Raw genomic sequence first — 10,855 nt, 5'->3', positions numbered from 1 at the left:
CCGCATCTTCGGGTCCTACACCGAAATCGTCGATCACTGCTGTGACGCCTGGAACAAGCTGATCGATCAGCCAGACCGCATCAAATCCATCGGAATGCGCCAATGGGCACATGGGTCATGATTATCGCGACTTGGTATTAGACCGTGACACCCCCTCTTTGACCGGATCGGCCCTCTTGGAGGGCGGTGTGCGAGGGCGCCGGCGGCGAATCGAGACGGGCGGGAGTCCCCTCCAGCCTTGATCCGGTTTGCCGCCGGCATTTTACCCGGTTTTGTGCGAGTAGCGCGGCGTACAAAGAATTTCTGGCAGCCGTCAGCCCAAAGCGCGGGCGGCGGCAAGCACCGCCTCGGCATGGCCGGGCACCTTCACCTTGCCCCACACCTCGGAAACCCCGCCGTCGCGGCCGATCAAGAAGGTGGCGCGTTCGATCCCCATGTATTTCTTGCCGTACATGGATTTCTCAACCCACGTACCATAGGCTTCGGTAACCACGCCGGGATCGCTGCCCAGCAGCACGGTCAGGCCATATTTGGCGCGGAACTTGGCGTGGCTGGCGGCGCTGTCGCGCGACACGCCCACCACCACCGCATCGGCCGCGTCAAAATCCGCCTGCAGCGCCGAAAACGCCTTGCCTTCGTTGGTGCAGCCCGGGGTGTCGTCCTTGGGATAGAAATAGAGCACCAGTTTCTTGCCGGAAAAATCGCCAAGGCTGATCGGGCCGTTGTCACCCTCCATCATGAAAGCGGGGGCGGCGGTTCCGGGTTGCGGCATGCTCACAGGCGGTCTCCTTGGGTGAATGTCTGTGCCCATGCCACGCGCACCTGCTCTCTGGCGATGGCCAGTTGCTCCACCAGTCCGGCGAAATTTGCCGCACCCAGGGCGCGGGCCAAGATCGCCGCCACCGGATCGGGCAGGGCATCGGGCACCCGCGCGCCGGCAAACAGCAGCCGCAGCCAGATCAGACAGCGCGCCAGCACATCGTGGGCACGGGCAAGATCGGCCGGCAGCTGGCCATCGGCAATCAGCTGCGCCAGCGCCGCCGGCAGTTCGGGATGCAGGCCGCGCGCCGACGCGAGCTGGCGGAAATGCACGATGAATTCCAGATCAACCAGGCCCCCCGCGGCCAGCTTCACATCAAACCGCCCCTGCGGTTTCTTGGCGGCGGCCATGTCGGCGCGCATCTGCAGCACGGAGGAGCGCAGCGCGCCCACGTCACGCGGCTGCGACAGCACGGCGTGAATCACGGCATCAGCATCAGCGGCCGGCCCCGCCACAACGCGGGCGCGGGTCAAGGCCATGTGCTCCCAGCTTTCGGCTTCTTCCATCTGGTAGCGGGCGAAACTGCCCACCGACAGCGCCAGATTGCCCTTTGCCCCCCACGGCCGCAGCCGCGTATCCACCTCATAAAGCGCGCCGGACGCTGTCGGCACCGACAGGGCGGTGACCAGCCGCGCCGCCAGCCGGTTGAAATACTGGCTGGCCGGCAATGGCTTGGCGCCGTCTGACAGCGTCTCGTGGTGGCCGCTGAACAAGAAAACGAGATCAAGATCGGAGGCATGGGTCATCGCCCGGCCGCCGTGCCGGCCCAGCGCCAGCACCACCAGCTCGCCGCCCGGCACGCGGCCATGGACGGCAGCATAATCAGCGGCCACCACCGGCAGCAGAATGCGCACGGCCGCATCGGCCAGATCAGCCAGGCTGCGGCCCACCGCCAGCGCGCCGGCATGGCCCTCGATCAGCTGGGCGCCCAATTGAAAGCGATATTCCGCCGTCCAGCGCCGCACGCGGTCGAGCACGTCTTCGAGGCCCTGCGCCCCCCGGCACAGGCCGGCGAGTTGCGCTGTCAGCGTCTCCGCATCCGGCAAGGGCGCAAAGGCATCTGGCGACAACATCACATCAAACAGCGCCGGATCGCGGGCCAACGCTTGCGCCAGCACCGGCGTGATGCCCACCAGATTGCCGAGCAGGCCCACCAGCCGCGGATTGGCGCGCAGCAAAGCCAGGAATTGCGCGCCCGCCGGCAGCGCCGCCAGCAGGCCATCAAGCCGGGCGGCGGCTGTGGCGGGATCGGCCGCTGCCGCCAGCCGTTCGATCAGCATGGGCAGAACCGCCTCGAAATCAGCCCGCGCCGATTCGCTGCGCAGGGCGCGATATTTGCCTTGGCGCCAACTCGCGATCAGCGGCGGCAACAGTTTCACCAAAGCGGGGTGATGCTGTTTGAGCCAGGCCTTGGGATCGGCCGGCACCGGCGTTGCCGCGGGCGCGGCGGCTTGGATCAACCGGTCATAGGCTGCCGCGACCGGATCGGTGAGGCGGGCAAGCCCGGCCTCCAGCGCCTTGGCATCCTTCAGCCCGCACAGCCGGGCGACGGCTTGGCGATCGGCAATCAGCCGCGGGACGGCGTGGGTCTGTTCGTCGCGGCGCATCTGCAACCGGTGCTCCAGGGTGCGCAGCGCGCGGTAACTGGCGGCCAGCCGCTCCGCCTCGGCCGGCGGCACATGGCCAGCAGCGGCCAGCGCGGCCAAGCCATCCAGCGTTGCCGGGCAGCGCAGCGCCGGATCACGCCCACCCCAGATCAGCTGGTTGATCTGGGCAAAGAACTCCACCTCGCGGATACCGCCGCGCCCGCGTTTCAGATCAAACCCCGGGCCCACTGCCTGGCCGCCGTCGAAGTGGTCTCGGATGCGCAGCGATACCGACTGGATATCGCGCACCGCAGTGTAATCCAGGCTGCGCCGCCACACGAAGGGGCGGATGCGGACGAGGAAATCGCTGCCCATGGCAACATCACCGCCCACGGCGCGGGCGCGAATGAAGGCAACGCGTTCCCAAGTGAGCGCTTCGGATTGATAATAATGTTCCGCCGCCGCCAGGCTGATCGACATCGGTGTGATTTCGCTGGCCGGGCGCAGCCGCAGATCGATGCGGGCGACATAGCCATCGGGCGTGAGATCACCCAGAATGGCGACGGCGCGGCGCGTGATGCGCACGGCAGCCTCGCCGGAATCTTCGTTGCCCCGCCGCGGGATCAGATCAGGATCGTGCACAAAGATCAGATCGGCATCGGAGCTGTAATTGAGCTCGCGGCTGCCCAGCTTGCCCAGCGCCAGCGCCGTCAGCCCGCGCGGCGGCGCCCCGCGTTCGGCCAGCGCGGCGGCGATGGCGGCATCGATGGCCAGATCGGTGAAGTCCGACAGCGCGGCCGTCACTTGCTCCAGCCCCCACAAGCCGGCCAGATCGGCCAGCGCCACCACCAGCGCCACATCGCGGCGGGCGGTGCGCAAGCGCGGCATGATCGGCTGCGCAGCATCGCCCGCCTGTGCCAGCGCAGCGGCCAGAGCGGCTTCAGGCCCGGCAGCGGCGAGCAGCGCCAATGTTGCCGGCCGGCCGCGAATCAGACCCTTGAGAAAGGGTGCATCGGCCCACGCGGCACCCGCGGCTTTGGTGAGGGCAGGCGTCAGCCCGGACGGCAGGAGGGCCGCCAGTTCAGGCGGCACCACAGCGGCAGGCAAGACAAAATTCATTGCCCCTGATGCCAGCCCGTTCAGCCGCCAGCAAGCCGGCTGACGGCAAGCTGCGCGTTCAATTCAACGGGAGTGGCTAACGATGAAGAATTTGAGATTCGGCCTAGTGGCGGCATTGGTGTTGCTGACGGCCTGCAACACCGTCCAGGGCGCCGGGCGCGACATCAACAGCGTTGGCAAGGCCATCGAGGAATCGGCGGGTGCCGCAAAAGATTAGACGGCGCTTTGGCCTGACTGGCCTGCCGCTTCCGCCTTGGCGCGGCGGCGCTCGGTGAACCAGATGCCGATGATCGAGATTTCGTAAAGCAGCAGCAGCGGGATCGCCAGCGCGATCTGGCTCCACAGATCGGGCGGGGTAAGTACGGCGGCCAGCACGAATGCTGCCACGACGGCATACCGCCGCCCGGCGATCAACTGCTTGCGATTGACGATGCCGGCGCGCTCCAGCAGCATCAGCAGCACCGGCAACAAAAACGCGACCCCGAACGCCAAAATCATGCTCATCACCAGATCGAGATAATCGCCCATCGCTGGCAAGGCTTCGCGGTTGATGCCCCCCGTGCCGCCAACCTGCTGGAACCCCAGGAAAAACCGGAAGGCCGCCGGCATCACGCCATAATAGGCCAGCGCCGCGCCGCAGGTGAACAGGATCGGCGTCGCCAGCAAAAACGGCAGCAACGCCTTTTGCTCGCGCCGATACAGGCCGGGCGCCACAAACCGCCACAATTCATTGGCAATCAGCGGAAACGCTACGCAAAACCCGGCAAAAGCCGCCACCCGGATTTCGACGAAAAACGCTTCATACAGTTTGGTGTAGATCAGCCGCGCGCCCTTGCCGGAAGCATCGACCAGTGGCTGCACGAGGAAATCGAAGATCGGCCCGGCCTGGCTGAACGACACGGCAAAGGCGATGGCGAAATACACCACACAGCGCAGCAGCCGCCCGCGCAGTTCGATCAGATGATCGAGCAACGGCGCCTTGCTGGCATCGATGTCGGCGCGATCGGGCTCCGGATTCATGCCGGCTCGCCCGTTTCGGCGGGCTTTTTGGCACGCGGTTTGCGCACGCGCTTGGGCTTCGCTGTTGCCGTTTCTGGCAGGGTTTCGATCGCGGCCGGTTCGGGCGCCAGTCCAGGCAATAGTTCGGGCGCCGGCCAAGGCTCGTAAGCAGGCACTGGGCCGGAAAAATCGGGCAGCGCGTTTGCCGGCAGCGCCGTCGCGTTCATGATTGCGTCGTTCTGCTGCGCCCAAAGTTTCTGCATTTCTTCCAGCTCGGATTCGCGCATCATCGAATCAAAGCCGGTGCGCAGATGGCGGCTCATGGCGCGGGCCTTGCCCACCCATTGGCCAACCCAGCGCATCGCCTTGGGCAGGTCTTTGGGGCCGATGACCAGCAAGGCCACCAGTGCGATCACCATCACTTCAAGGGAATCGATACCGAACATTTTCGATCAGGGGCCGAAACCAGCCCTTTCCCGGCTGTCAGCCGCGCGCGTCCTCGACCGGGGATTTGGCGGGTGCCTGCGGGGTTTGCGTCACCTGCGCCGGCGGTGCCGACGGGTTGGCTTGCGGGGTGTCGTTATCATTCAGCCCCTTCTTGAAGCTGTTGATACCTTTGGCAAAATCACCCATCAAATCCGAAATCCGGCCACGGCCGAACAACAGTACAACCACCAGAATAACCACCAGCCAGTGCGTGAGGCTGAACGAACCCATGACAATATCCTCGCCGTTGTGCGAAACAGATGCGCTTCTTACGCCCAAGGTGGCGGCTTTGCCAGTAATTGCAAGCGCGCCTGTCAGATGCGGATCAGGCGCCGCCCAAAACTCTGGCCCGTAAACAGCCCGCAAAACGCAGCGGGCAAGCTGGCAATGCCGTCAAAGATTTCCTCGCGATACCGCATCTTGCCCGCCCGGATCAGCCCAGCGAGTTCCGTTTGCGCGGCTGGGAACTGCGGCAGATCGTCAAACACCACCAGCCCTTCCATGCGCAGCCGTTTGCCGATGAATTCGCGGATGTGATGGATGCCCGGCGCGTCTTGCGGCGTCAGGTTGTAATCCGCCACCTGCCCTGAAATCACGATGCGGCCCTTCATGCGCATCACCGGCAGCGCGCGGTCGACGCTGGCGTTGCCGACATTGTCGAACAAGACATCCCAGCCATCGGCACTGGCGGCGGCAAACTGCGCGTCGAAATCCGGCGCCTTGTAATCCAGCGCAGCATCAAAGCCGCATTCCTCGGTCAGCCAGCGGCATTTCTCCGCCCCGCCGGCAATGCCGACCACGTGGCCCGCACCCCAGATTTTTGCCAACTGGCCCGCCGTCGCTCCCACCGGCCCGGCCGCGCTGGTCACCAGCACGCGCTCCCCGGCCTGCATCTGCGCGACGCGCTTCAGTCCAAACCACGCCGTCATCCCCGGCACGCCCAATATGCCATTCCACAGGGACAGCGGCACATCCATGTCGGGCACCTTGGCAAGATAACCGCGCCCGCTCGACACCATGTGGGTGGCCCAGCCCGTGCCCATCAATTTCTCACCCACGGCAAACTTCGGATGGCGGCTTTCGATCACTTCACCCACGGCAAAGCCATCGACCATCTGGCCGGGTTTCAGCGGCGGCGCATAAGACGCGCCGGGCGACAGCCGTGAACGCGTGCCAGGATCACAGCTGATGAAGCGGTTGGCAATCAGCAACTGCCCGTCTTCCAGCGCCGGGATCGGCAGCGTTTCCAGCTGGAAATCCGCCGGCGTCGGCACCCCCACGATATGCCGCGCCAACACGATGCGTTTCATTGTTCCAGCCGTCATGCCATCGTCTCCCCATTCAACCGGAGCGCATCATGGACCAACGCATCAGCATCGTCACCCTCGGCACCGACGATCTCCCCCGCGCCGTCGCCTTTTGGGAGGCGATGGGCTGGCCGCGCAAGGCCCGCAAATTCGACGCCATCGCCCTGTTCCAGTGCGGCGGCATGGCGTTTGCGATCTACCCGTTCGACAAATTGGCCGAAGATTGCAGCATGACGGATAGAGGCCCCGGTTTCGGCGGCTTCACCCTCGCTCACAATGTCGCCAGCAAGGCCGAGGTGGACGAACTCCTCGCCCGCGCCGTCGCCAACGGCGCAACCCTGCAAAAACCCGCCCACGATGCCTTCTGGGGCGGCTACTCCGGCTATTTCTGCGATCCCGACGGCCACCCGTGGGAAGTGGCCTACAACCCGTTCATGCTGCCGGGACCCGATGGGAGCGTGACGTTGGGGGACTAACCGCCCAACTGCTCCTCCAACAATTCCAGCGCCGCCATTGCGAACGCCACCATGTTCGCCTGGCGGTCGCTTGATCCTGTCGCGATGGTGCGGGCCGCCTGCACCGGGCCGCTCACCGCCACCACATCATGCCCGGCGGCGTGGCCATAGGGATTGCCGTTCGGCCCCGCAGCGCCGGTTTCGCCGATGCCCCAGGTGACGCTGTGCTGCTTGCGGATGGTTTGCGCCATCAGCAGGGCGAACGGCTCGGTGGCAGACATGAAGCCGCGAACATCCTCCCGCCGCAGCCCCAGCAGCCGGTGGCGGGCGCGGGGCGTGTAGACGACGGCGCCGCCCAGATAGAAGGCTGACGCGCCGGGCACGGCGAGCAGCGCCGCCGAGATCAGCCCGCCGGCTGCGGATTCGGCCACCGCCACGGTCTCGCGGCGGGCTTTCAATTGTTCCGCCACGCGGGCACCGGCGGCGAACAGATTTTCCATGGTCATACACCGAATATGGCCGGCGTGCCGGGGGCTGGCAATGGCAGGCGCAATCGGCCAAGTAATTGGCAGGGGGGGCCTGCATGACCACGCAAGCAGCACCGGCGCGCAGCCGATTTTTCCTGATTTCCGGCTGGGGGATGGTGGCGCTGGCGCTCGTCAGCTTCCCCCTCACCTATTTCGGGCCAATGGCGAGCGGGTCGAAGCTGTTTTATGGCTTGCTGCACGTCCACGGCGCGCTCTGCTTTGCCTGGCTGCTGCTTTATGCGTGGCAAGTGCAATTGGCGGCGCAGCGCAAGCTGGCGCGGCACCGCGAATGGGGCATCGCGGGCGCATGGTTGAGCGGCGCGGTGGTGTTCACCGGCGTGCCGATGATCCCGGCCGCCGCCATGCGCCGCATCGCCGCCGGCAACCCGGAACCCTATTTCTTTTCCGGTTATAATGTCGTCGATCTTGGGCTGTTCACCCTCATGAGCAGCCTGGCCCTGTTCACCGCCAGCCGCCATCCCGATTGGCACCGCCGCTTCATGCTGGGCGCCGCCGTGGCGCTGTTCGTGGCGGCGGCCAGCCGGCTGATGCTGGTGCTGCCGCCGGTACCGCCGTGGACGGATCTGGGCAGTGCCGTGATCGGCGATGCCGTTCTGGTCTGGCTGGCACTGCACGATCGGCGGCAGATAGGGCGTGTGCATCCGGCGACGTGGCTGCTGCTGGCGGTGATGGTGCCGGTGCATCTGTCGTCGCCATTGCTGAGCAAAAGCGCCCTGCTCACCCAACATCTTGGCCCAGCGCTGGTGGACATGATGAAAATCGCCCCGCCGGATTAGGCCGGCTTCTGCCAGAGCGTGAAGCCGAAATGCCACTTCCCGGTGGCCAGCGCGGCGCGGTCCGCCGCCACCAGTGCGGCGATGGCGGGGTGATTTTCGGGGAAGGCCGGCACGACGATGCCGCCCAAGATGTTCATCACCAGTCCGCCCACCGGTTTCACCGCCGCGCCCAGGTGGCGGGTGATGGCGGCGGCGATCGCCTCGCTGTGCGGGGCTTCGGATGGGTCGCGGTGGTGCATGCGCAGGCGGGTGAGGATGTTGCTGCGGCGCACCCGGCGCAGGCTTGTGCCGTGGGTGCGGTCGATCTCGTCCAGCAGACGGTTGCACAATTGCACTTCATCGCGCCGCCATTGCAGGCGGTTGGGGCCGAAATAATCGTTGATCATCAGCCAGCCGCCGGGGTTGAGCCGCGCCACGCTCCACGCCAGCGCGGCATCGATATCGGGCATGTGGTGCAGGCTGTGATCCCAGGTGACGAGATCGAAGGCGCCGGTTTCCTCCACAAAGGCATTGCCGATGCGCGCCTCCAGCCGGTCACCCACGCCGTCAGCCTGCGCCCGCGCCCGGGCTTCGGCGGCGCGGCGTTCGGACAACTCCCACAGCCGCATCTCGCCAACGATGCCGTCCAGCAGCAGCGCGCGTTCCTTGTCGCCCGCACCAGCGCCCACCGAAACGCCGCGCCCCAATGGCCGGCCCGCCGCTGCGGCCAGCGCGATGCGGCAGCCGCGCGAATTGCCCGGCACAGCCTCGCCGCAAACCTGTTCGTTATAGGCCGCGGTGCAGGCGTCACTGGACCACCAGTTCACCCGGTCGTCCGGGCTACGCACATGACGATCCCAGAACTGGCCGGCGGTGACTGCCTCTGCCGTGTCCGTTGCCATTCATCCCACCCTGATTGCTGCTGGTGGAATTGGTGGCACAGGGCACGGCCACCCTCAATGGAAATCACGGCTCCGCCCCCGGTTCTGTTGACAAAAGAGGATTCCCGGATCGGATTTTATCCGATTCAAGGCTGTCTTTTAGAGGCAGCGTTGTTCCGAGGCGATCTGACGGACGAGGAATGGGCGATCATCGGGGTGCTGCTACCGCCGGAACGCGGTCGCTGGGCACGCCCTGCCGGCGACAACCGGCTGTTTCTCAACGGCATGCTCGATGTGCTGAGGACCGGTTGCCCCTGGCGAGACATGCACGAGCGCTACGGCAAGTGGAACTCGGTTTGTGTCCGGTTCCGCCGCTGGGCCGAACAGGGCGTCGGGGATGCCCTGTTGCAGACGTTGGTCGATATCGGCCTGACCGACAACTGGCAGCACATGATCGACAGCACCATCGTCCGCCATCCAGCGCCAACCGCGCGGCAGAGGCGCGGCAGAGGCCGGGGCGGCTTTGGGCACAGACGGCACGAGATAGGCGACAGGCGGCAATCAAACGACTCACTTATGGCAACGTGTTCTACTTTTACTCACGTTGCCGCCAGTGGGCCTGCAGAGCCAAGTCAGCCCGTCATTTACCGCGCCCGCGCCGCTGCCTCACGCACGAGGGTGATGCGATCCTGCCCGAAATACATGTCGCCGCTGCCCACATAAAACGTCGGGCTGCCAAAACCGCCGCGCGCAATCAGTTCATCGGTGCTGGCGCGCAATTTCGCCTTCACCTCCGGCGCATCGGCCCGTTCCAGCGCCGCTGCGTCCAGCCCGCCAGCGGCTGCGGCTTGTGCGAGCACATCGGGCTGGCTGATGTCGCGATCCTCGCCCCAATAAAGCTGGAAGATGCGGCGGGCGACGGCTTCGCATTGGCCCATCTCGTCCGCCACCAGACACAGCCGCATCGCCCGCGCGCTGTTGACCGGGAATATGCTGGGCGTCCACTTGATCGACAGGCCGGAACGGCGAATCCAGTCGTGCAGATCCTTGGTTAAATAACGCGCCTTGGGCACCACGGGTTTCGAACGCATTTCATACACGCTGGGGTTCACCGTGTTAAACACGCCGCCCACCAGAAACGGCCGCCAGACGATGCCGAATCCATCCTCATCGGCCGCCTTCGCCAGCGCCTCGAAGCCCAGATACGTCCACGGGCTGGAGCAATCGAAGAAGAATTCCACCTGTGCCGTCATGACCCTCTCCCCAAATCCATTCGCGGCGCTACTGTGAGGCCATGATGCAACGTTTCAAACCGGTCTTTTTGCTGGCACCGCTGACGGCGCTGTTGATCGCAGCGGCCCCAAGCGCCGCACCGTCGGCTGCCCCGACTATTGCTGCGGCCGCTGCGCCGGGTGCTGCGACGGCTCGGGAAGACCGGTTGGCCCAGGCTGCTGCGCTGGTCGATGCCGGCAAGCCGAACGATGCGCTCGCCATCCTCGATCCGCTGCTCCATGCCTCCGATCTCCCGGCCGAAAAGGGCCAGGTAGAAGGGCTGCGCAGCTTTGCACTGGCCCGGATCGGCAAATTTGCCGAAGCCCGCGCCGCCATCGAACTGGCGGTTGATGCGGCGCTGAACCCCACCCCGCTGCTGCTGCGCCAGTTGTTCGTGCTGCGTGCCATCACCGGCGACATGCCGGGCGCCGCCCAGACGTTGCAACTGGTTGCCGAATCCAATCCCAAATGGCTGGCCGATCTGCCGCCCGAACTGATCGGTGAAGTGCAGCGCAGCATTGCCAGCGATGAACAGCGTGCCTTTGATCTGGCCTACACGCTCGTCGCCGCCGGCCATGCCCCACCTGACGAGACGGTGAGCGACGGCGACAATCTGCGGCTGCAACT

Annotated in this window: 14 protein-coding genes and 1 pseudogene; 6 read left to right on the top strand and 9 right to left on the bottom strand. The window is 65.7% G+C overall.

The annotated features are described in order from the left end of the window. Nucleotides 1–121, top strand: a pseudogene (locus ACESL8_RS00380) (IS630 family transposase); the annotation flags it as partial. Between the two features lie 192 nt (nucleotides 122–313). Here the strand turns inward: ACESL8_RS00380 and ACESL8_RS00375 are convergent. Both ACESL8_RS00375 and glnE read right to left on the bottom strand, forming a co-directional pair. Then, the gene (locus tag ACESL8_RS00375; protein WP_372914740.1) at nucleotides 314–772 is read right to left on the bottom strand and encodes a peroxiredoxin; all 459 of its coding nucleotides are present in this window, start codon (nucleotides 770–772) and stop codon (nucleotides 314–316) included. A gap of 2 nt (nucleotides 773–774) precedes the next feature. After that, on the bottom strand, nucleotides 775–3,525 hold the full coding sequence (gene glnE / locus ACESL8_RS00370) for a bifunctional [glutamate--ammonia ligase]-adenylyl-L-tyrosine phosphorylase/[glutamate--ammonia-ligase] adenylyltransferase (RefSeq protein ID WP_372914738.1): 2,751 nt from the start codon (nucleotides 3,523–3,525) through the stop codon (nucleotides 775–777). An 82-nt stretch (nucleotides 3,526–3,607) separates the two neighbouring features. On the opposite strand from glnE, the gene ACESL8_RS00365 reads away from it, so the two are divergent. Further along, a complete protein-coding gene (locus ACESL8_RS00365; protein ID WP_372914736.1) occupies nucleotides 3,608–3,742 on the top strand; it encodes an entericidin A/B family lipoprotein in 135 nt (44 codons plus the stop codon). Here ACESL8_RS00365 and tatC read toward each other — a convergent pair. From tatC to ACESL8_RS00345, 4 genes are all read right to left on the bottom strand, one after another. Beyond that, nucleotides 3,739–4,545 carry a twin-arginine translocase subunit TatC gene (gene tatC / locus ACESL8_RS00360; protein WP_372914734.1) on the bottom strand — a complete coding sequence of 269 codons (807 nt, stop codon included), beginning with the start codon at nucleotides 4,543–4,545 and terminating at the stop codon, nucleotides 3,739–3,741. The two genes, ACESL8_RS00365 and tatC, sit on opposite strands and share 4 nt — an antisense overlap. Next, nucleotides 4,542–4,970: a Sec-independent protein translocase protein TatB gene (gene tatB / locus ACESL8_RS00355; RefSeq protein WP_372914732.1), complete on the bottom strand. Its 429-nt coding sequence runs from the start codon at nucleotides 4,968–4,970 to the stop codon at nucleotides 4,542–4,544. The genes tatC and tatB overlap by 4 nt, the downstream gene beginning before the upstream one ends. A gap of 37 nt (nucleotides 4,971–5,007) precedes the next feature. Then, nucleotides 5,008–5,241 carry a twin-arginine translocase TatA/TatE family subunit gene (locus ACESL8_RS00350; RefSeq protein WP_372914730.1) on the bottom strand — a complete coding sequence of 78 codons (234 nt, stop codon included), beginning with the start codon at nucleotides 5,239–5,241 and terminating at the stop codon, nucleotides 5,008–5,010. 83 nt (nucleotides 5,242–5,324) lie between these two features. Next, entirely contained in the window at nucleotides 5,325–6,335 is a 1,011-nt protein-coding gene (locus tag ACESL8_RS00345) for an NADP-dependent oxidoreductase (RefSeq protein WP_372914728.1), read from the bottom strand. Nucleotides 6,336–6,367: 32 nt separating this feature from the next. Here ACESL8_RS00345 and ACESL8_RS00340 point away from each other — a divergent pair, with 32 nt between their 5' ends. Next, nucleotides 6,368–6,793, top strand: coding sequence for a VOC family protein (locus tag ACESL8_RS00340; RefSeq protein ID WP_372914725.1), 426 nt, complete (start codon nucleotides 6,368–6,370; stop codon nucleotides 6,791–6,793). Here ACESL8_RS00340 and ACESL8_RS00335 read toward each other — a convergent pair. Then, nucleotides 6,790–7,278, bottom strand: a complete 489-nt coding sequence (locus ACESL8_RS00335) for a CinA family protein (protein ID WP_372914722.1) — start codon at nucleotides 7,276–7,278, stop codon at nucleotides 6,790–6,792. The two genes, ACESL8_RS00340 and ACESL8_RS00335, sit on opposite strands and share 4 nt — an antisense overlap. Before the next feature lie 77 nt (nucleotides 7,279–7,355). Between ACESL8_RS00335 and ACESL8_RS00330 the strand changes: the two genes are divergently transcribed. Beyond that, entirely contained in the window at nucleotides 7,356–8,096 is a 741-nt protein-coding gene (locus ACESL8_RS00330; RefSeq protein WP_372914720.1) for a hypothetical protein, read from the top strand. Here ACESL8_RS00330 and ACESL8_RS00325 read toward each other — a convergent pair. Continuing rightward, on the bottom strand, nucleotides 8,093–8,977 hold the full coding sequence (locus ACESL8_RS00325; RefSeq protein ID WP_372914718.1) for a methyltransferase: 885 nt from the start codon (nucleotides 8,975–8,977) through the stop codon (nucleotides 8,093–8,095). The two genes, ACESL8_RS00330 and ACESL8_RS00325, sit on opposite strands and share 4 nt — an antisense overlap. Between ACESL8_RS00325 and ACESL8_RS00320 the strand changes: the two genes are divergently transcribed. Then, entirely contained in the window at nucleotides 8,924–9,679 is a 756-nt protein-coding gene (locus ACESL8_RS00320) for an IS5 family transposase (protein WP_372914716.1), read from the top strand. The two genes, ACESL8_RS00325 and ACESL8_RS00320, sit on opposite strands and share 54 nt — an antisense overlap. Here the strand turns inward: ACESL8_RS00320 and ACESL8_RS00315 are convergent. Next, entirely contained in the window at nucleotides 9,601–10,209 is a 609-nt protein-coding gene (locus ACESL8_RS00315; RefSeq protein WP_372914714.1) for a 2-hydroxychromene-2-carboxylate isomerase, read from the bottom strand. The two genes, ACESL8_RS00320 and ACESL8_RS00315, sit on opposite strands and share 79 nt — an antisense overlap. 41 nt (nucleotides 10,210–10,250) lie before the next feature. Here ACESL8_RS00315 and ACESL8_RS00310 point away from each other — a divergent pair. Further along, on the top strand, nucleotides 10,251–10,855 hold a 605-nt coding region (locus ACESL8_RS00310), incomplete at its 3' end, for a hypothetical protein (RefSeq protein ID WP_372914712.1).

Source organism: Sandarakinorhabdus sp., from assembly GCF_041689835.1.
Classification (GTDB): Bacteria; Pseudomonadota; Alphaproteobacteria; order Sphingomonadales; family Sphingomonadaceae; genus Sandarakinorhabdus.
This window is presented reverse-complemented; position numbering and strand designations above follow the sequence as displayed.